The 20,788-nt window shown below is 40.9% G+C and carries 21 protein-coding genes; 14 read left to right on the forward strand and 7 right to left on the reverse strand.

The window, feature by feature from the left end:
• Positions 1–185 (forward strand): hypothetical protein (locus H5158_RS14980; protein ID WP_182740346.1); only part of this gene is annotated, 185 nt, incomplete at its 5' end.
• Positions 172–588 (forward strand): type IV pilin protein, encoded by a 417-nt coding sequence (locus tag H5158_RS14985; protein WP_182740347.1) that lies wholly within the window; start codon positions 172–174, stop codon positions 586–588. The genes H5158_RS14980 and H5158_RS14985, both read left to right, overlap by 14 nt.
• A 22-nt stretch (positions 589–610) precedes the next feature.
• Here H5158_RS14985 and H5158_RS14990 read toward each other — a convergent pair whose 3' ends face one another.
• Entirely contained in the window at positions 611–1,144 is a 534-nt protein-coding gene (locus H5158_RS14990) for a GspH/FimT family pseudopilin (protein ID WP_182717090.1), read from the reverse strand.
• A 73-nt stretch (positions 1,145–1,217) separates the two neighbouring features.
• Positions 1,218–1,772, reverse strand: coding sequence for a GspH/FimT family pseudopilin (locus H5158_RS14995; protein ID WP_182740348.1), 555 nt, complete (start codon positions 1,770–1,772; stop codon positions 1,218–1,220).
• A gap of 192 nt (positions 1,773–1,964) precedes the next feature.
• On the opposite strand from H5158_RS14995, the gene glnB reads away from it, so the two are divergent.
• On the forward strand, positions 1,965–2,303 hold the full coding sequence (gene glnB, locus H5158_RS15000; protein WP_145237227.1) for a nitrogen regulatory protein P-II: 339 nt from the start codon (positions 1,965–1,967) through the stop codon (positions 2,301–2,303).
• 82 nt (positions 2,304–2,385) lie between these two features.
• Here glnB and H5158_RS15005 read toward each other — a convergent pair whose 3' ends face one another.
• Positions 2,386–3,147, reverse strand: a complete 762-nt coding sequence (locus H5158_RS15005) for an outer membrane protein assembly factor BamD (protein ID WP_149980797.1) — start codon at positions 3,145–3,147, stop codon at positions 2,386–2,388.
• A 141-nt stretch (positions 3,148–3,288) separates the two neighbouring features.
• On the opposite strand from H5158_RS15005, the gene rluD reads away from it, so the two are divergent.
• The 3 genes from rluD (at position 3,289) to clpB (ending at position 7,675) form a co-directional block, all read left to right on the forward strand.
• On the forward strand, positions 3,289–4,266 hold the full coding sequence (gene rluD, locus H5158_RS15010; RefSeq protein WP_145237221.1) for a 23S rRNA pseudouridine(1911/1915/1917) synthase RluD: 978 nt from the start codon (positions 3,289–3,291) through the stop codon (positions 4,264–4,266).
• Between the two features lie 9 nt (positions 4,267–4,275).
• Positions 4,276–5,001, forward strand: coding sequence for a peptidoglycan editing factor PgeF (gene pgeF, locus H5158_RS15015; RefSeq protein WP_182740349.1), 726 nt, complete (start codon positions 4,276–4,278; stop codon positions 4,999–5,001).
• 97 nt (positions 5,002–5,098) lie between these two features.
• Entirely contained in the window at positions 5,099–7,675 is a 2,577-nt protein-coding gene (gene clpB / locus H5158_RS15020; RefSeq protein ID WP_149980795.1) for an ATP-dependent chaperone ClpB, read from the forward strand.
• 111 nt (positions 7,676–7,786) lie between these two features.
• Here the strand turns inward: clpB and H5158_RS15025 are convergent, their stop codons facing one another.
• A complete protein-coding gene (locus H5158_RS15025; protein WP_182740350.1) occupies positions 7,787–9,334 on the reverse strand; it encodes a PAS domain-containing methyl-accepting chemotaxis protein in 1,548 nt (515 codons plus the stop codon).
• Positions 9,335–9,819: 485 nt separating this feature from the next.
• On the opposite strand from H5158_RS15025, the gene gshA reads away from it, so the two are divergent.
• Positions 9,820–11,397 (forward strand): glutamate--cysteine ligase, encoded by a 1,578-nt coding sequence (gene gshA, locus H5158_RS15030; RefSeq protein ID WP_182740351.1) that lies wholly within the window; start codon positions 9,820–9,822, stop codon positions 11,395–11,397.
• A gap of 140 nt (positions 11,398–11,537) precedes the next feature.
• Positions 11,538–12,146, forward strand: coding sequence for a hypothetical protein (locus tag H5158_RS15035; RefSeq protein WP_145237206.1), 609 nt, complete (start codon positions 11,538–11,540; stop codon positions 12,144–12,146).
• A 55-nt stretch (positions 12,147–12,201) separates the two neighbouring features.
• On the opposite strand, the gene H5158_RS15040 is transcribed toward H5158_RS15035, so the two are convergent.
• The 3 genes from H5158_RS15040 to H5158_RS15050 form a co-directional block, all read right to left on the reverse strand.
• Positions 12,202–13,038: a mechanosensitive ion channel family protein gene (locus H5158_RS15040; RefSeq protein ID WP_145237203.1), complete on the reverse strand. Its 837-nt coding sequence runs from the start codon at positions 13,036–13,038 to the stop codon at positions 12,202–12,204.
• A gap of 136 nt (positions 13,039–13,174) precedes the next feature.
• Positions 13,175–14,443, reverse strand: a complete 1,269-nt coding sequence (locus tag H5158_RS15045; RefSeq protein ID WP_145237200.1) for an HlyC/CorC family transporter — start codon at positions 14,441–14,443, stop codon at positions 13,175–13,177.
• A gap of 61 nt (positions 14,444–14,504) precedes the next feature.
• Complete coding sequence (locus tag H5158_RS15050) at positions 14,505–15,311, reverse strand: inner membrane protein YpjD (RefSeq protein ID WP_145237197.1); 807 nt, start codon at positions 15,309–15,311, stop codon at positions 14,505–14,507.
• A 273-nt stretch (positions 15,312–15,584) separates the two neighbouring features.
• On the opposite strand from H5158_RS15050, the gene ffh reads away from it, so the two are divergent.
• The 6 genes from ffh to tyrA all read left to right on the forward strand — a co-directional run bounded on the left by ffh (position 15,585) and on the right by tyrA (position 20,726).
• Positions 15,585–16,964: a signal recognition particle protein gene (gene ffh, locus H5158_RS15055; RefSeq protein ID WP_145237194.1), complete on the forward strand. Its 1,380-nt coding sequence runs from the start codon at positions 15,585–15,587 to the stop codon at positions 16,962–16,964.
• A 261-nt stretch (positions 16,965–17,225) separates the two neighbouring features.
• Positions 17,226–17,474 (forward strand): 30S ribosomal protein S16, encoded by a 249-nt coding sequence (gene rpsP / locus H5158_RS15060; RefSeq protein WP_145237191.1) that lies wholly within the window; start codon positions 17,226–17,228, stop codon positions 17,472–17,474.
• Positions 17,475–17,491: 17 nt separating this feature from the next.
• Positions 17,492–18,028: a ribosome maturation factor RimM gene (gene rimM, locus H5158_RS15065; protein ID WP_149980792.1), complete on the forward strand. Its 537-nt coding sequence runs from the start codon at positions 17,492–17,494 to the stop codon at positions 18,026–18,028.
• On the forward strand, positions 18,028–18,795 hold the full coding sequence (gene trmD / locus H5158_RS15070) for a tRNA (guanosine(37)-N1)-methyltransferase TrmD (RefSeq protein ID WP_145237185.1): 768 nt from the start codon (positions 18,028–18,030) through the stop codon (positions 18,793–18,795). Before rimM ends, trmD begins: the two co-directional genes overlap by 1 nt.
• A 33-nt stretch (positions 18,796–18,828) precedes the next feature.
• Positions 18,829–19,188: a 50S ribosomal protein L19 gene (gene rplS / locus H5158_RS15075; protein ID WP_002962189.1), complete on the forward strand. Its 360-nt coding sequence runs from the start codon at positions 18,829–18,831 to the stop codon at positions 19,186–19,188.
• Positions 19,189–19,592: 404 nt separating this feature from the next.
• Positions 19,593–20,726, forward strand: coding sequence for a bifunctional chorismate mutase/prephenate dehydrogenase (tyrA, locus tag H5158_RS15080; RefSeq protein ID WP_182717094.1), 1,134 nt, complete (start codon positions 19,593–19,595; stop codon positions 20,724–20,726).
• The last annotated feature ends 62 nt before the right edge of the window (positions 20,727–20,788 follow it).

Here is a 20,788-nt window from a genome sequence, read left to right on the forward strand (position 1 = left end):
AAGCCACAGATAGTAATGATCTTAGTGCACAGAACCCATTCATCCCAAAAGAGATTCTTGGGCCTGGTATTTCATTTGATAAAGATGGCAATATCAAGTTAGTTAATGATGCTGTGCCAATTGGTTTTGGTTTTAAAACACAACAAACCTTTATTTATAAGCGAGAAGTAAATGACAACAATTAAACAACTAGGATTTACGTTAATTGAGCTGATGATCACCGTCGCAATATTAGGAATTATTGCGTCAATTGCGTTACCAAGCTACTTTGAGCATGTTAAACGTACTGCGCGTACAGAAGCGATAACATCGCTTCTTGATGCCGCGAATAGACAAGAACAGTTTTTTGTAGATAATCGTCAATACACGACTAATTTAGATAACATCGGCGTTGTAACACCAACAGAGCACGGTTTTTACACAATTAAGGCTGACGTTGATAATGATGCAGGAATGTTTAGTTTCACTGCAACACCAGTTGCGGGGCCGCCACTGCAGGATGAAGATTGTAAGACGTTTACAATCGATGATGCAGGGTTAAAAACTGCAACGCCGAAAGCGAATTCTGCAATGTGCTGGGGGAAATAATCCTAAGTTAAATATAAAATAGCTACTCCTGGCACTTAGAAGTACTTTTAACTTTTGTTCTTCCGGTGTAACTAATTGATATTGCCAGCCCTGCAAAGCTTGCTTCTTTATAGGCAGGGCAGTAAGTAAAGGTACCGTTATGAAGCCCCATTGGGGTACCATCATAACGAAAAGTGATAAAAGGTCGTGGGTAGGTCAACATGTCTTGTGGGTGCGTAGGCTCGATATAAAATAAAGTTTGATCGTTACCATCAAATACACCTAACTCATTTGTATCAGTAAATACGGTTAGTTGCTTGTGCCAATTATCGTTATAACATTGATTGTTTTTCAGCGCACAAAGCGTCACATTGGCACTATAAGATATTGCATTTAAACGGGACAAGTTAATAGCTCGGTTTACTTTAGCGATGTGATTATCTAAGCGGTTGTTTATTAGTAAAGGCTGATAATTAAATAAAATAAAATGACACATCACAGACATAATGCTCAATGCCACCATAGTTTCAACTAACGTTGTTCCCTTTAAGATAACTGCGCTTTGTATGCTGTTCATCCATGAAGCACTCAGTAATAGCTAATTACTTAAGATTAGTTGACCCTAAATTAGATGCAAGGTTGATTGGCATTTAATCGCAAGTGTTTTTAGTATCTCCATAGTATAAAGCTGTGCCAGAGACACTTACTTCCATTGCTTTATTGTTTTTATTGTCTTTATTGTCTTTATTAGGGCAGTAGGTAAAAATGCCGGGGTTTGTGGTGACACGGCCGCTGGCATCAAATATTAATGAATTATCACCGGTAAACGTAAATTGACTATTATCGGGTATTTCAGACATCACCCTGAGTATTTTGTCCCCTATACGCGGGTTATGAATGCCATTACCATTATTATCATAAAAGACGATGATCGAGCCTTCACTCCAATCATTTAAACATGTCACTCTTTGGTCATTTTCAATTCTAGAAGTTTCGCCACTACATACCACGATGAGTGAATCTGTGCTGGTTGCTTTTGCACGGGCAAAGTTGATGTTTCGCTTTAACTCAAGTAAATAGTTTTCAGCGCGGTTATTCTCTAGCATATCACTGCTATCCCATAAAGCTATCGTAGCCACAATACCGACTATTGCAATGGTGACCATTAGCTCTAATAGCGTAAAACCACGTTGTATTTTTTTCATATCTACCTCTAAATACTCAGGGACTCACTCAAACGTGATGCTAACGACTTATATTTTAAGTATAGTTGCTAGGTTTTTAATAATCATACCATTGTTGTTGATTAAATCACCGTAATTCAATTGCTTTGTTTGCTATGAACTGCAGGATTGTCTAAAATCGACTCAAACAGAATTTAAAAGTAGCAACAATTAATGAAAAAAATAGAAGCAATAATTAAACCATTTAAACTTGATGATGTTCGTGAAGCGTTGTCTGATGTCGGTATTACTGGCATGACCGTCAGTGAAGTGAAAGGTTTTGGCCGTCAAAAAGGGCATACTGAGTTATATCGTGGAGCTGAATACATGGTTGATTTTTTACCAAAAGTAAAACTTGATATTGTCCTTGGTGATGACGATGTTGACCGTGCTATTGAAGTGATCGTTAAAACAGCACAAACAGGTAAAATTGGCGATGGTAAGATTTTCGTCACTGACGTTGAGCGTGTGGTACGTATTCGTACTGCTGAAGAAGATGAAGACGCGATTTAATTTATTATCTGAGATTAAAAGTCAGACATAAAAAAGGCGCTACTTATAAACAATCAGTAGCGCCTTTTTTGTATATGTTAATTTATTTCTTTTTATTTAACTCACGGGTCATTTTAGCGTGTTTACTTAATTCTGGTAAACCAAGCTTGTTGTAGCTTTTTTCCATCATTTCCAGTGCATTATCTAAGTAACTACTTTGAGAATAATGCTCTACGACATATTTACCGCGATTTGCTGCTGCTAAGTAAGCTTCACGTTCATAGTAGTAATCAGCAACTTTCAACTCGTAACGTGCCATTTTGTTGAGTAACCAAACTAAACGTCTTTTTGCTTCAGGGGCATAGCCACTGTCAGGAAAGCGGTTAACTAAAGTTGATAAATCAGTAAAAGCAACACGGGTACGATTAGCATCACGGTCGGCTCTATCAACACCAAAATACTCTTGGAATGCGTTTTTATCGGCTTTAATATTTACTAAACCACGCATGTAGTACATATAGTCTAAATCTTTGTGGTTTGGATTTAGGCGAATAAAACGGTCAATTGTTGCAAGCGCTTGTTCAGTATTACCCGCTTGGTAATGGGCGTAGACTAAATCCATTTGTACTTGTTTTGACATAGGCCCAAACGGATAGCGTGAATCAATCGCACTCAAAAGCTCAATTGCACGCGCGTACAAGCCTGAATCAAGTGTTTGTTTGGCATCATCATACAACGCTTGCGCTGATTTATTAGGAACGCGTTGGATATCTTCTGCATCAGGTGCTGACGAACAGGCACCTAAACCAAGTAATGAAACTGTAAAAACAATGGCGAATGCACGTTTCCCTATTCTATTTATCATTTTATTTGTTACCTTCGATGTCTTCGGCTAGGCCAAGTGGGTAAAACCGAGTAAACTATGCTTATTATATAATGCTTTTATTAAAAGCGATTCTAACCCAGTCGAGCACAGCTTGCACTGGTAAATTGGGTAAAGTTACTAATGTCAGAGCAAATTTCTCTTCAAGCCGAGGTGCCAACTGAGTTAGGCGGTAAACGTCTAGACCAAGTATTGGCGCAATTGTTCCCTGATTATTCACGTTCACGTATAAAAACGTGGATTTTGGATGATAAAATCACCGTGGATGGTGAAATTTTAAACACCCCGAGAGAAAAACTCTTTGGTGGTGAAACGGTCAATGTTGAAACTAGCATTGAAGCCCCACGTGAATATCTAGCGCAAGATATCAAATTAAACATCGTTTATGAAGATGATGATATTTTGGTTATCAACAAACCTATGGGTTTAGTTGTGCACCCTGGTGCCGGTAATCCTGATGGCACAGTGCTCAATGCATTGTTGCATCATTATCCAGATATCATTAATGTTCCGCGCGCAGGTATTGTGCATCGTCTAGATAAAGATACTACCGGTTTGATGGTGGTAGCTAAAACAATTCAGGCGCAAACACATTTAGTTAAAGCATTACAAAAGCGTGAAAATTTCACGCGTGAATATGAAGCAATTTGTAATGGCACAATGACAGCGGGTGGCATGGTTGAAAAACCAATTGGCCGCCATCCTACGCAGCGTACACACATGGCTGTGCATGAGCAGGGCAAACCAGCAATTACGCATTTTCGAGTTGCTGAAAAATTCCGTGCGCATACGCGATTACGTCTTCGTTTAGAAACTGGCCGAACTCACCAAATTCGTGTGCATATGGCATTTATTAATCATCCATTGATTGGTGATAAAGCCTATGGCGGTCGTCCACGTCCACCAAAAGGCGCAACACCTGAATTGTTCCAAATGTTACGTGAATTTAATCGTCAAGCATTGCACGCGGTAAAGCTAAGTATCGCACACCCAATTACGGGTGAAATGATGACTTGGCAGGCGCCAATTCCTGATGACATGGTTGCCATGACGCACGTACTTCGTGAAGACACCAAAGCTAATCCAAATATCGATTTTTAAGCTGCTTTAATGCTTTATCCTAATTGGACAGCGCCAACCAATGTAGGTGCTCTCAGTACAACTCGTCAGGGCGGTGTATCGCATGCGCCTTTTATGAGTTTAAACTTAGGCCTACATGTGGGCGATGATCAGCAAGCGGTATTAACGAATCGCGCACTTTTAGCTGCTCAGCTTCCTAAAGCACCGGTGTGGCTTAATCAGATCCATAGCAGTGAAGTCGTTGTTGTGGATGAGTATTTTGACCCACAGGCTAATTATGATGCGGATGCGCTGTATACCCGATTAAAAAATCAACCACTGGCAATTATGACAGCAGATTGCTTGCCGGTTTTACTTACCTGTGAAAGTGGTGATGAGGTGGCTGCTATTCATGGTGGCTGGCGCGGTTTGCATGCGGGTATTATCGCTAATACTTTGCGTCACTTTAGCAGCCCTGCAGAACAAATTATAGCGTGGTTAGGTCCTGCCATAGGTGCTGCAAAGTTTGAGGTTGGCAGTGAAGTAAAAGCGCTTTTCTGTGAACAATCAGCATCTCATCACACTGCATTTGTGGCGCAGGCGGATGGTAAATATTTAGCGGATATTTATCTGCTCGCAACCACACAGCTTATTAATCTAGGCATAAGAAATATTAGTGGTGGTGAGTACTGTACAGTTAGCAATAGCGAACAATTCTTCTCATACCGTCGAGATGGTCAAACAGGCCGTATGGCTTCTTTGATCTGGCGCAAGTAATAGTCTATTCAGTGAGTATATTTTCTCCTAAGCCTTGATCAAAGTGCCGAGCATACCCATTAATTAAGTAATTAGTTTTTTTAATAGGTAACCCCTTATGCGTTTAGATCGATTTACCAGTAAATTTCAATCTGCGCTCTCTGACGCTCAGTCATTAGCGCTTGGTCGTGATCATCAATTTATTGAACCAGTACATTTAATGTATTCACTCTTGCAGCAAAGTGGCTCAAGTGTGCGTGCGTTATTAGCCCAAGCCAGTGTGAGTGCCGATGAACTTAATACCAAGTTATCACAAGAGATAGAAAAGCTATTTAAAGTGGAAGGTGTTGGCGGCGACGTGCAGTTGTCAAATAACATGGTTTCACTGATCAACTTATGCGATAAGTACGCGCAAAAGCGTAAAGATAAATACATCTCCAGTGAGTTATTTGTATTAGCAGCGTGTGATGATAAAGGGCCATTGGGTGATATCTTCCGCGCTTTAAATATGACCAGCACTAAAATAGAAGCAGCAATACAAGCTATTCGCGGTGGTCAAAAAGTTGATGATCCGAATGCTGAAGATACCCGTCAAGCGCTGAAAAAGTTTACTATCGATTTAACTGAGCGTGCAGAGCAAGGTAAACTTGATCCTGTTATTGGCCGCGATGATGAAATTCGCCGCACCATTCAAGTATTACAACGGCGTACTAAAAATAACCCCGTGTTGATTGGCGAACCCGGTGTCGGTAAAACCGCTATAGCTGAAGGGCTCGCGCAGCGTATTATAAATGGCGAAGTGCCTGAAGGCTTGAAAAACAAACGTGTGTTATCGCTTGATTTAGGAGCCTTGGTGGCCGGTGCAAAATACCGTGGTGAGTTTGAAGAACGTTTAAAGTCAGTGCTTAATGAATTGGCTAAAGAAGAAGGCCAAGTGATTCTGTTTATTGACGAAATTCATACTATGGTGGGCGCCGGTAAATCTGATGGTGCAATGGATGCGGGTAATATGCTCAAACCTGCATTGGCTCGAGGTGAACTGCATTGTGTCGGTGCTACAACCCTTGATGAGTATCGTAAATATATTGAAAAAGATGCCGCTTTAGAACGTCGTTTTCAAAAGGTGCTTGTTGAAGAACCATCAGTAGAAGATACCATAGCGATTCTTCGAGGCTTGAAAGAGCGTTACGAGTTACATCACTGTGTTGAAATTACCGATCCAGCCATTGTTGCCGCAGCGCATTTATCGCACCGCTACATTAGCGATCGCCAGCTACCGGATAAAGCCATTGATTTAATTGATGAAGCGGGTTCGTCTATTCGCCTACAAATCGATTCAAAACCAGAATCATTAGATAAATTAGAGCGCCGTATCATCCAGCTAAAACTCGAAGATAATGCACTTGCTAAAGAGAAAGATGACGCCAGTCAAAAGCGTCGTTCTGAGATGCAGGAGCTGATCACCGATCTTGAAGCCCAGTACCGTGAACTTGATGAAGTATGGACAGCTGAGAAAGCCTCTTTGCAAGGTACTCAAGTAATTAAGGCTGAACTTGAGCAAGCGCGATTAGACTTAGATGTTGCTCGTCGTGCCACTGATCTACAACGTATGTCAGAGTTGCAATACGGCCGCATTCCAGAGTTGGAACGTAAACTCGACTTAGCTTCACAAGCTGAAATGCAAGAAATGAGCTTACTTAAAAACCAAGTGGGTGAAGATGAAATTGCTGAGATACTTTCACGTTGGACTGGCATTCCTGTATCGCGCATGCTTCAAGGTGAGCGTGAAAAACTGCTGCAAATGGAAGAACATTTACACCATAAAGTGATCGGTCAAGACGAAGCCGTAGTCGCAGTGGCGAATGCGATTCGTCGTTCACGGGCAGGGCTTGCAGATCCAAATAGGCCAATCGGTTCGTTTTTATTTTTAGGCCCAACCGGGGTCGGTAAAACTGAGCTGACTAAAGCGTTAGCTGGATATATGTTTGATACTGAAAGCGCGATGGTGCGAATTGATATGTCTGAGTTTATGGAAAAGCACTCAGTTGCTCGCTTAGTTGGCGCGCCTCCGGGCTATGTTGGTTATGAAGAAGGTGGCTACTTAACAGAAGCTGTTCGTCGTCGTCCATATTCTGTAATTTTGCTTGATGAAATCGAAAAGGCACATCCTGATGTATTTAATATTCTACTGCAAGTGTTAGATGATGGTCGTTTAACGGATGGCCAAGGTCGTACTGTTGATTTTAAAAATACAGTGATCATCATGACCTCAAATTTAGGCTCAGATATTATTCAAGAGCAAACCGGTAACAACGATTATGCAGCGTTAAAAGAAAAAGTGATGGGGGTTTTGGTTAATGAGTTTAGACCTGAATTTATTAATCGTATTGATGAAACCGTAGTATTCCACCCACTTGCTAATGAACATATCAAAGAGATTGCAGATATTCAGTTAAGCAAGTTACGTGAGCGCCTAACAGGAATGGGTTACTTGTTACAAATAAGTGATGCAGCTCTTGATCGAATTGCAGCCAGTGGTTTTGATCCGGTTTATGGTGCACGACCACTCAAACGGGCTATTCAACATACCATTGAAAACCCATTATCGCAGAAGTTACTCGCAGGTGAATATCAAAGTGGTGACATGATAGTAATTGATGCTGACGAAAATGGTTTAGTGTTCTCATCACGCTAACTGATTAACTGAGTTTTAAGGCCAGTGAATATGCTGGCCTTAAACTCGCTGCGAATAAAAAGTTATAAAGTAACTATTAAAGATAAACCCCTATCATTTAGCCGCGCTTAATTAAACCTTAAAAGTCAGTAAAATATCGTTAACTTTACGTGAGCCTTCGACAAGCTGTGCAGCACCTTTAGCGACATTAAAGCTCAACGTTAAGTTCTCGTCACTGTAACCTTTTATTTGTGTAATGTTGTCGCTAATATCGAGGCTGACAGTTTGTTGTTGCTCGGCGGCAGCAGATATTTGTGTCGCTAGTTGTGATATTTCACTTATTTGCGCGAAAATGCTATCTAGTTCAACTTGAGTATGTCCGGTGGTATTTACACATTCATCGGCTTGCGCCTTGGTGTTTTTCATGACCGTAGACCAGCTAAACAGGGTATCTTGAATTTCTTTAATAGAGCTATGAATTTGTGCAGTAGCACGTTGAGTACGAGAAGATAATGCACGCACTTCATCGGCAACTACTGCAAAGCCTCGGCCATGTTCACCAGCACGCGCGGCTTCAATTGCAGCATTTAATGCCAGTAAATTGGTTTGCTCTGCAATGCCTTCGATTTCAGTCATTACTTGACCTATTTTATCCGCCTCGGTTGCAAGGGAATTAGCAGTACTTGCCGCTTGTTCAACTTGTAAAGCAAGGTCAGACACCATGGCACTATTGTCTGCAATGTGCAGTTTTATATCAGTGCAGCTTTGGTAAGTAATATTTACTTTTTCAGCGGTATGATGAGTGTTGCCCGATATTTCACCTATGGTTGCGCTCATTTGTGACATTGCGGTGGCCATTTGGCCAAGGCGTTGTCCTTGTGCGGCAATGCCTTTTTCAGTTAATGCTGATTGTTGGTCTAGATTAGCCGCAATACCGGTAAACGTGACAGTCGTATCTTTTACTCGTCCTAATACGGTACGTAATTTAGCATTAAGCATTTGCTGGTTATATTCACTAATACTAAATGGATGATGGCCGACATAGACATAGCGGGATACAGAATCATTTACTGCCTTTAGCTGTTTCAGTGCTGTTGGTGTGAAAACTAATTCATCATAATTTAATAGCATAATTAGTAAACTAAATAACGTGGTTATCAATGCAACAGCAATAGATACAAAAGCTGCTAATAGTACTAAACCAAGTAAGCCAATCAGTAGGGCTGCACTTTGGCGAACACCTACCCATTCACGCCAAGAGGACAACGATTTACCGGCATTTATTTTAGTGTATAGGCTTTGTGCGCGTCGTTTTAGTTGTTCGCTCGGTTTTGTTCGTACTGATTGATAGCCAACGAGTTGACCATGTTCAAAAATAGGAGTAACAAATGCATCAACCCAATAATAGCGGCCATCCTTGCAGCGATTCTTTACCATGCCGCGCCATGAATGACCTTGTTTGAGTTTTCCCCACATTTCTTTAAATGCTGCTTTAGGCATATCTGGGTGGCGAACAATATTATGATTTTTGCCAATCAGTTCTTCAAGGGTGAAGCCGGCAATGTTGCAAAATTCTTTATTTGCATAGGTTATCACTCCACGTATATCTGTAGTGGAGACGAGCTCCTGGTGATCTGAAAAGGTGACTTCTTCGTTTATTAACTGCTGACCCCGACGCATAGGTAGTCCTTAAACATGCTTTATTATTAGTGATGATTATAAAGTTCATACAAATGTAATGATAGCAGGTTCAGTGATCACAGGAGTAAAATAGCTATTAAATAGCTTTTTAATGATCTAAAACAAAGAAACTTGCAAAAAGTGCGCGGGTAATAGCTTAATATATAAATAGATATCATTGCTCTAGTACGAGCAATGAGTAAATGTCAGCAATGAGTTGCACATAATAAGCAAACATTTAATTAGTCAGTATCTTGCATTACTGTGGTGTCATTAAAGCAATTGTATATTAGCTCTTACAATGGCAAGATTAGTAAATATTTGGCTATTATAGCTTGGCTGCCCGCAGCAAGTTTGCTTTACAAACATACGGTGACCTTCTTGGAAAATAGTGGAAATTAGAGTTATGCCACTATTAAACCTTGAGTATTATCAATTTGCCCCCATTGACTTATGATTAGGCCACGTGGCTCGAGGAAGCATTTTTGACTACACATGATTTAACTAAAGCGTTAGCAGCGCTAGCCCCAGAACAGCATAAATACGCAATTAAAGGCATTCAACGCGGTATTGAAAGAGAAGCGTTGCGGATCAAGCCAAACGGTGTAATTTCACAGCAAGGTCATCCAAAAGGGGTTGGTTGTGCGTTAACTAACGGGCATATCACAACTGATTTTTCTGAGTCTTTACTAGAGTTTATAACACCCGTTAGTGAATCTGCTGAAGAAACGTTAAATCAGCTGCAAGACTTACAAAAGTTTACCCTATCACAGATGGGCGATGAATTATTATGGCCTATCAGTATGCCGTGTTTTATAGAACATCAAGATGACATTGTATTAGCTCAATTTGGTGATTCTAATATTGGACGCATGAAAACCTTGTACCGCGAAGGTCTTAAAAATCGTTATGGCAGCATGATGCAAGCGATTGCCGGTGTGCACTTTAATATATCGTTTCCAGAGTCATTTTGGCAGAGTTTAAAAACGATTAAAGGCGATACTGGCTCATTACAAGAGTTTATTTCGGCTGGTTATTTAGGACTGATCCGTAACTTCAAACGAGAACTATGGTTGATCAGTTATTTATTTGGTGCATCGCCAGCGCTGTGTAATTCATTTTTACAAGGGCGCAGTACGGATCTTCCTTTTAAAAAGCTAGGTAAAGGTACGCTTTATCTTGAAGTGGGTACAGCTTTGCGCTTAGGTAATTTGGGTTATACCAACAGTGCTCAGTCATCACTAAAAGTACTGTATAACTCACTAGATGAATATGTAGCAGGATTAAAAAGTGCGATTCATTCACCGTCAGATATTTATGGTCAGCTTGCTGATTATAAAGATGCCCAGCCTAAACAATTGAATAAAAATGTATTGCAGATTGAAAACGAATTTTATTCGCCAATTCGTCCTAAGCGCAATGCTAAAAGTGGTGAAACACCGACTGACGCACTGTTACGTGGCGGTATTGAGTATATTGAAATCCGGGCTCTAGATGTAAATCCATTTGCAGCAACGGGAATTGATATTGAGCAAATTCATTTCCTAGATGTTTTTCTAACTTATTGCTTATTGAAAGATTCTCCAACAATGGATTGGGATTCGCAACAGCGGAGCACCGAAAATTTAGATACGGTTGTAAGCCAAGGTCGCGCTTTAGAAGTGATGCTAAATCGCTCTGGTAGTTTACGCAGTCTAGCAACGTGGGGAGCAGAGATCTTCGTACAGTTACAACAAGTTGCAGCCTATATGGATAATGCTTACGGCGTTAGCTATTACAGCGAAACGATTACTCGATTAAGCCAATGGATAGCAGATCCTGAATTAACATACTCAGGGCGCTACGTTAGTCAACTGAAAGGGTCTGGTATTGATAATGGTTATTTTGCCTTATCGTTGGCAAAAAGTTACCAGCAACAACATCAAGATACGCCATATAAAGTGTATTCAGACAGCTATTTAAAACAACAAGCAGAACAGTCAGTTATTGCTGAACGCGAGTTGAAAGCCGCTGATAATCAAACATTTAATGCATTTTTAGATGATTATTTTGCCACTAAGTAAGTTTGTAGCTAAATAAGCAGGCAAAAAAACGCAGCCCAAGTTGGCTGCGTAAAGATTCTTCAGGGATAAACAATGCTAAACTGCGCATTCATAAAATAAGACTTATACTTTTATAAAAAGTTCAGCGAGCATAAAAAAAAATGAAAAATAGTTTAATTATTTTATCGCTGGGGGCTCTGTTAACTGGTTGCGCAACAGCCCCTCCAAAGCAACCTAATGATATATGTAAAATTTTTGAAGAAAAAAGCGATTGGTACTATGACGCAAAAGATGCCCAAGAAAAATGGGGCTCACCTAAACATGTACTAATGAGCATGATGTATCAAGAAAGCTCCTTTAAACACGATGCTGCACCGCCAATGGAATACTTTTTGTGGGTTATTCCCACAGGGCGAGCAAGTTCAGCTTACGGCTACTCACAAGCAAAAACTCCCACCTGGTCTGATTATATTCGTGAAACGGGTAATAGCGGCGCAGATCGCGATGATTTTGATGACGCTATCGACTTTATGGGCTGGTTTGTTTATAAGACTCATAAAGTTAATGGCATCTCGAAATGGGATGCCTACGCGCAATACCTAAATTACCACGAAGGCTGGGGCGGTTATAAACGCGGCACCTATAAAAATAAAAAGTGGTTAATGGCAGTGGCTAATAAAGTAAAAAATCGTGCAAGTCGCTATGCGGCTCAGCTTAAACGTTGTGAAGACGATTTAGATAAAGGGTGGTTAGAAAGGTTATTTAGCTGATCTGACAAGATTCAAGATTTTAAAAAGCCCGCACAGCGGGCTTTTTAGTATTAGTTTATTTCCCTGGGAATTGATGAATATGTACATCGCGCTGTGGGAATGGAATGGTAATATTTTCTTTATCGAAGGCAATTTTAACGCGTTCGTATAAACCAAAATACACTGGCCAGTAATTTTCAGAATCAACCCATGCCCAGACCAACATGCCGATATGGCTATCGCCATGCTGACTTACATGCACAACCGGTTGTTTTGCTTCATCTTTGAGTACTAACTCGTAGCTATTTAACACGCCCATTAGTACTTCTCGCGCTTTAAGCACATCATCACTGTAGCTAATACCAAACTCAATATCGACGCGGCGAGTTGGTTCTGCAAACTTGTTTTTTACACAGCCATTAGAAAGTGCACCATTTGGGATAATAATTTTTTCATTATCATAAGTGAGTAGTACGGTAACAAATATTTGAATTTCAACCACTTTACCCATATAGCCTTGGGCTTCAATGACATCACCAATTTTAAATGGTTTAAAAAATAAGATCAGCACACCACCGGCGAAATTCGCTAGGCTGCCTTGTAATGCCATACCGACCGCTAAGCCTGCAGCACCGAGCATAGCAATGAACGAGGTTGTTTCTATACCAATCATTGATGCGACTGAGATCAGTAATAGCAACTTTAAAATAACCGATAAGAAGGAGACCAAAAAATGACTTAATCCGGCTTCAAATTTTACCTTTGCCATTGATTTTTCAGCCATACTGGCAATACGGCCAACAAACCACCAACCAACAATTAAAACAAAGATTGCCAATAAAAATCGAGGGCCATAGGTCATTAGCATTTCAATCGCTTTGGTGTACAGGGTCTCGATAGAGATATCTTCCATTGCATTTTCCACATCTATAAAGTTACAAATATAATAGCCTAATAATTAACACTTTATAGAGAATAATGAACAAAAAATTTGTTGCGGGGATGAGCTGAGGGAGTAGAGTAACCATAGGTTACTCTACAGATATTGCTTATATTTTGCGCTTGTTCGCTTGAATGCGCACCAGTTTGATCATGTTCTCTTTTACTTCAACAACTTCAATCGGATAGCCTGCAATACGCAAACTCAAGTTGGCATCAGGAATGTCTTCTAAGTATTCGACAATTAAGCCACTTAATGTTTTCGGGCCATCAAGAGGGAACTCCCAATCCATTTCTTTGTTTAGATCGCGTACGTTAGCACCGCCATCAACTAAAAATGAGCCATCATCTTGTGACACAACTTCTTCACTTGGAGTACGTGTTTGCGTAGTGGTAAAGTCACCGACCACTTCTTCAAGAATATCTTCGAGGGTAACTAATCCTTGAATATCACCATATTCATCAACTACTAAACCGATACGCTCTTTTGATTGCTGAAATTTAAATAGCTGAGTATTGAGCGACGTACCTTCAGGAATAAAATAAATCTCACGAACTGCGCGAAGCAATGATGGTTTATCAAATTGCTCTTTTGTTAATAACCGCAGTGCATCCCGTGAGTGAATAAAGCCTACCGCATCATCAATTTGGTCGCGATATAAAAGTACTCGCGTGTGTTGTGCATGGGTAAGCTGTTTACTAATTAGTTTCCAGTCATCATTGATATCAATGGCAACAATTTCGTTGCGCGGGATCATAATATCTTCGACAGTGACTTGCTCTAAATCTAAAATGGAGGTCAACATACTTTGGTGACGCGCGGGGATCAGCGCACCCGATTCATTCAGCACCGTTTTTAATTCTTCTTTACTCATGCTGTGCTCATCTATTTGTGCAGCACTAATACCAAATAGGCGTAATATACCATTGGTCATCCAGTTAACGACGACGACAAATGGAAAGAGAATTTTTAGTAACCCTTTGAGTATCACCGAACTAGGAAAGGCAACTTTTTCAGGGTAAAGCGCAGCTAGCGTTTTAGGCGTTACTTCTGCAAATATAAGCACGACTAAAGTTAGTGCGCCAGTGGCAATAGCGATACCTAAATCACCATATAAACGAATACCGATAATGGTTGCAACCTGCGCGGCAGCAATATTCACCAAGTTATTACCGATAAGGATAAGGCCAATAAGTCTATCAGGACGGCTCAAAAGTTTGTTGACACGCTTTGCTGCGCGGTGATTTTCTTTAGCAAGGTGGCGTAAGCGGATTCTGTTAATTGACATAATGCCCGTTTCAGAACCAGAAAAATATGCAGAACAAAGTATGAGTATTCCAAGTATTATAAACAAAACACTTGTAGAGATGTCGTCCAAAGAAGGATCCTTTTTTATTTAACCAATGCGTATTAAGCGGGAGTGAGCTGCCTGAGTCAAGTTAAAACTTATTCAGGATCACCTCTTGCACAAAACGACTGCCAAAATAAGCCAGCGTTAAAACAAAAGCAGCAGCCATGATAGCTAGTACGACCGGTTTCCCACGCCAGCCTTGCTTTAAGTGACCAATTGTCACCGTTGCAAACATAGCCCAAGCAATTAATGATAAAACAGTTTTATGAATAAATTCACTAGCAAACATGCCATCAAGAAAAATAAAACCAGATAATAACGCTAAGGTTAACAAAACCGTGCCTAGCGTTAATAAGTGATAGAGTTGGCGTTCAACCACCATTAATGGCGGTAAATGGCTATGCACAATCGCTAAGTCTTTTCGTTTTAAGCGTTTATCAATAAAGTAAAACTGTACGCCATATAAAGTGGCAATAATTAACACACAGTATGCAAGCAGGGAAAGCGAAATATGAGTGACTAAACCTATTTCAACATCAATACTTTGCAATAAAATATGATGCGGGATAAATAAGCTGGCAATTGTTAGCAAAGCAGCAAAGCCATAGACAACAGGCAGTAATAATGTGGCAGGGAATTTTAACGACACCGTAGTGACAGAGACCACAATCACCCAGCAGGTTAACAGTGATACATTAACAATACTTAAATCTTGGCCATCGGCGCGAAACACTGAATTCACCAGTAATAACATGTGGGCTAAAATTGCCACCGTGCTGAGGATAACCGTCAGCTTTTGGCTCGGACCTTGTTGGTGAAATAACCGAGACAGCACGTGAGACGTCGCGAAGATATAAAATAAACTGGCAATAATAGTTAAACTAATAATCAGCATAGTGCTTGGGCCACTCAATTTGAGTCAAATATTCCTTGTTAGAGTAATGGCATTGTATTTTATAGTGAGGCAAATGCATAGAGTTTGTAAAAAGAAACTCAAACAGCTCACTTGAACACTGTATTGTGCGCCACCATTTACGGTATACTGTTTTTAATTAAAATTTTAATAATACTGATTATATGAAATCAGCGCTATTAATAGTAAGTGCTAAACTTGCGGCAATAACGTTGGTTGGGAAATTGGTATATCACGTTTGATCGGAACCTTTACATGTTTGAGAACCTCCAAGAACGATTAGGTAAAACCTTAAAGAATATCAGCGGCCGTGGACGCCTTACTGAAGACAATATAAAAGATACACTACGCGAAGTGCGTATGGCTTTTTTAGAAGCCGACGTCGCTTTACCCGTTGTTCGTGAGTTTGTTAAACAAGTTAAAGAGCGCGCGGTAGGTATTGAAGTAACTAAGAGCCTAAGTCCTGGGCAAGTGTTCATTAAAATCGTTCGCGAAGAGCTTGAAAAAGCCATGGGTGAAGCAAACGAAGAGTTGAGCCTAAACGCACAACCGCCAGCCGTTGTAATGATGGCGGGTCTGCAAGGTGCGGGTAAAACGACCAGTGTTGCTAAGCTTGCCAAATTCTTAAAAGAACGTAAAAAGAAATCAGTATTAGTAGTCAGTGCCGACGTTTATCGTCCTGCGGCTATTAAACAGTTGGAAACACTGGCCGATGAAGTAGGTGTTGAGTTTTTCCCAAGTGACATTTCACAACAGCCGGTTGATATTGCGAAGGCAGCTATTTCTCATGCGAAAAAGAAATTTATCGATGTTGTATTAGTTGATACCGCAGGTCGTTTGCATGTTGATAATGACATGATGGACGAGATTAAAAATCTTCATCATGCTATTAACCCAATCGAAACCTTGTTTGTGGTTGATGCCATGACGGGTCAAGATGCTGCCAATACTGCCAAAGCGTTTGATGAAGCATTACCTCTGACCGGTGTGATACTAACCAAGACCGATGGTGATGCGCGCGGTGGTGCTGCACTATCAATCCGCCATATTACCGGCAAGCCTATTAAGTTTATGGGTGTTGGTGAGCGCACTGATGCGCTTGAGCCTTTCCATCCAGATCGTATCGCATCGCGTATACTTGGTATGGGGGATGTACTTTCATTGATCGAAGAAGTCGAAATGAAAGTCGATAAAGAGCAAGCTGCAAAAGTTGCTGAAAAAGTTTTTAAAGGTGATGGCTTTACTCTTGATGATTTTGCTGATCAATTAAAGCAAATGAAAAGCATGGGCGGCATGATGTCAATGCTTGATAAATTACCTGGTATGCAAAACCTGCCTGATGCAGTGAAAGGTCAGATGGGTGATAAAACCTTTATTCAGATGGAAGCGATCATCAGCTCAATGACGAAAAAAGAGCGTGCGCGTCCAGAGATCATTAAAGGCTCTCGTAAAAAGCGTATTGCAGCAGGCTCTGGTACGCAAGTACAAGAGATCAATAAGCTGCTAAAACAGTTTACGCAGATGCAAAAAATGATGAAAAAAATGAAAGGTAAAGGCGGCATGATGAAAATGATGCGCGGCATGAAAGGCATGTTACCACCAGGAATGATGGGTGGCGGTGGCCCTAAATTTTAATGTTTTAACTGACGCCATGCTGATGTAGCGAGTCAGTTAACTAAAAAGAGAGGCAAATAGCCTCTTTTTTTGTAGATAAATTATGCGTTGAAAGTTCTATATAGCCTGATTTAACGCGTAGATCATAGTTTAATCAACTTAACAGTCATTTCGAGTCACTTCTTACTTGCATTGTTGCTAAAAACTCGTACAATTCCCCAGCTCCCCATACTGGGGAGTAAATCTTATTAATGAAAACAGTCAATCTATTTAGAGGACGGTATGGTAACTATTCGTTTGCAACGTGGTGGCGCTAAAAAACGCCCTTTCTATCAAATTGTGGTTGCGGATAGCCGTTTCTCGCGTGACGGTCGCTTCATCGAGAAAGTAGGCTTTTTTAACCCAATTGCTAGTGGTCAAGAAGAAAAAGTACGTTTAGATTTATCTCGTGTAGAACACTGGGTAGGTCAGGGCGCATCTCTTTCAGATCGCGTAAATAAGTTAGTTAAAGACGCTCGTAAAGCGGCTTAATAGGCGTAAGTGTAACCATGAGTCAAGAGAACACCTCATCAATCATTGTCGTAGGAAAGCTCGGTGCCCCATATGGTATAAAGGGCTGGCTTAAGGTACATTCATTTACTGATGATCCCATAGGGATCTTCGATTTCAGCCCGTGGTTGATAGGGCAGCAAGGTAAATGGCAGACCTTAGAAGTGGTCGACTGGCGTCGCCACAACAAAGGCTTTATCGCTAAATTTGCGCAAGTAAACGATCGAGACGAAGCAATGGCTTATACCCATGCAGAAATCTCAATGGATGCAGCGCAATTACCAGAGCTCCCGCAAGGTGAGTTCTATTGGCGAGATCTCATTGGCATGTCTGTTGTAACCGATAAAGGTTATGACTTAGGCATAGTTGATGACCTGATGGAGACAGGCTCAAATGACGTATTGGTTGTGAAAGCAAACAATAAAGATGCATTTGGCCAAGCAGAGCGTTTAATTCCGTTTTTAACTGATTCAGTTATTAAAGAGATTAAGCACGATGCAAAAGAAATTACAGTAGACTGGGATCCTGGCTTTTAATGAGTCAAACGAGTTCGTTGTGGGTAGGGGTTATCAGCCTTTTCCCGGACATGTTTGATGCCATTACAACTCAAGGTGTAACTGGTCGAGCAGTAAAAAATGGTCTGATCGACTTTAACTGCTGGAACCCACGAGATTATGCTATTGATAAGCATAGAACCGTGGATGATCGTCCTTACGGGGGCGGTCCAGGTATGTTAATGATGGTTGAACCACTGAAACAAGCCATTCTTGACGCCAAACAGGCGGCAGGAGATGGTGCAAAAGTAATTTATATGTCCCCGCAAGGGCGCAAATTAGATCAGCAAGGGGCAAGCGAACTCGCCAGCTCTAAAAAACTGATTTTAATTGCCGGTCGCTATGAAGGTATAGACGAGAGAATAATAGAATCATACGTTGACGAAGAATGGTCGATTGGTGATTTTATTTTGAGTGGTGGTGAACTACCAGCCATGACATTAATTGACGCAGTAGCGCGATTAGTGCCGGGTGTATTAGGACACAACCAGTCAGCAGAGCAAGACTCATTTTCGGATGGCTTGCTAGATTGTCCTCACTATACACGGCCAGAAACATTGGACGACAAACAGGTTCCTGCTGTATTACTCAGCGGAAACCACCAAGAGATAGCAAAATGGCGGCTGATGCAGTCATTAGGCAGAACTTGGTTACGCCGTCCTGACTTGTTGCATAACCTAGCTCTGACTGAGGAGCAAGCGGTATTACTCGCGAAATTTCAGCAAGAGTACCAAAAAGCTTGTGGCTAGAAGACAGTTACACCTAGGAAAGTGAGAAACATAATGGCAAAAGTAAACCAAAATATTATTAAAGCGCTTGAAGATGAGCAGCTTAAAACAGACGTACCTGCATTTGGCCCTGGTGATACAGTGGTTGTACAGGTAAAAGTAAAAGAAGGTGCTAAAGAGCGTCTACAGGCCTTTGAAGGTGTTGTAATCGCTAAGCGTAACCGTGGTCTTCACTCAGCATTCACAGTTCGTAAAATTTCGAACGGTGAAGGTGTTGAGCGTGTATTCCAAACGCACAGCCCTCTTATCGATAGCGTAGCAGTTAAGCGTCGCGGTGCAGTTCGCCGTGCGAAACTTTACTATCTACGTGAGCGTTCTGGTAAATCTGCACGTATTAGAGAAAAACTTAACTAATACGCGCTGTTTATCAACGCAAAAAAACGGGTTGCAACCTTCGGGCTGCAACCCGTTTTGGTTTTTAGAGATAGTAAGTTAGGTAGAGTAAAGTTATCGAATTAGAAGGCTAGTGAGGTTAAAGGATAAAGTTAAAAGATTAAGATCGCTCAACGTTAAAGTGATCACCATAACTTGATTAGAGCGCAGAGAAGTTCAGCAAAAAAATACCCATCCAAGAATTACTCATAAATCAAATACAACTCGGCCAACTTATAACTTATGGCTTAACGCTTAAACCCTCATTCTTTTGCTTATTTAGCCTTTTAACAACTAAGCGATCCTGTTAGTATTTATCGTATTGATTAGTTTACTTTTATGTAAATTTAAATGTACGAAATTGCAGTTTCTAAGGTGGTAGTCGCGTGGCGGATATAAAAGAGTTAGATAAGTTAAGAGAGGGGATCGATGAATGTGATGCCCAGTTGGTTGCACTGCTGGCTAGACGTAATAGTATTACCGAGCAGATCGGCGCAATCAAACAACAAACGGGTGCGCCACTGCATGCGCCTGATCGTGAAGCTACTTTATTAGCTGCTCGTCGCCAAGAAGCGATTAACCAAGGTGTTAATCCTGAATTGGTGGAAGATATCCTACGCCGTATGATGCGCGAAGCTTACCAAAATCAACAGGCTAAATTAGCATGTAGCGCGCCACAGTTATCACCTATTGTGATTGTTGGTGGTCAAGGCGCTATGGGGCAATTGTTTGCTCAGCAATTTATCCGCTCAGGGTATGAAGTTAGAATACTCGACAAAGAACAGCAAAGTAACGCGCAAGAAACATTAGCGGGTGCAAAACTGGTGATGATCAGTGTGCCAATTAATGCCTTAGAAACAGTGGTTACTGCCTTACCTAAGCTCGATGATGATTGTTTATTAGTTGATATTACTTCAGTTAAGCAAGCACCGTTAAAAGTATTAAAAGCAGTGCATAGCGGTCCTGTAGTAGGTTTACATCCAATGTTTGGTCCTGATATTTCTCATTGGGTAAAGCAAACAGTGGTGGTTTGCGAAGGCCGTAACCATGAGATTGCCCAAGGTTTATTATCGCAACTGCAAGTGTGGGGCTGTCAACTTGTTGAACTCGATGCGCAAAAGCACGATGAAGCCATGCAAATTATTCAGGTTATGCGCCATTTAACCACTTTTGTATACGGTCAGTTTCTAGCAAAACAAGGTCATACTCTCGAGGAGCTCCGCAGTTGTTCGTCACCGATTTACCAATTAGAGTTGATGATGGTAGGGCGCTTATTCGCACAATCACCAGAGCTTTATTCAGACATTATGCTAGCGCAATTTGATAACGTAGAGCCTTTACTTGCACAATATCAAGATACGTTTGCAAGTACCTTGGCAAAATTAAAAGCCGGTGATAAGGCCGCTTTAATTGATTCATTTGCGGATGCTAAAGCGTATTTTTCAGATGCTACTGCGCATTTTTTAACGCAAAGTCGCAGCCTGTTAAACAAAGCTAATGATGCGAAAGTACTTGATTGATAACCGCTGTGTGAAAAACAGATAATAAAAAAGGGCTAATTTTAGCCCTTTTTTATATTTTA

This window comes from Pseudoalteromonas sp. SR45-6 (assembly GCF_014163545.1).
Classification (GTDB): Bacteria; Pseudomonadota; Gammaproteobacteria; order Enterobacterales; family Alteromonadaceae; genus Pseudoalteromonas; species Pseudoalteromonas rhizosphaerae.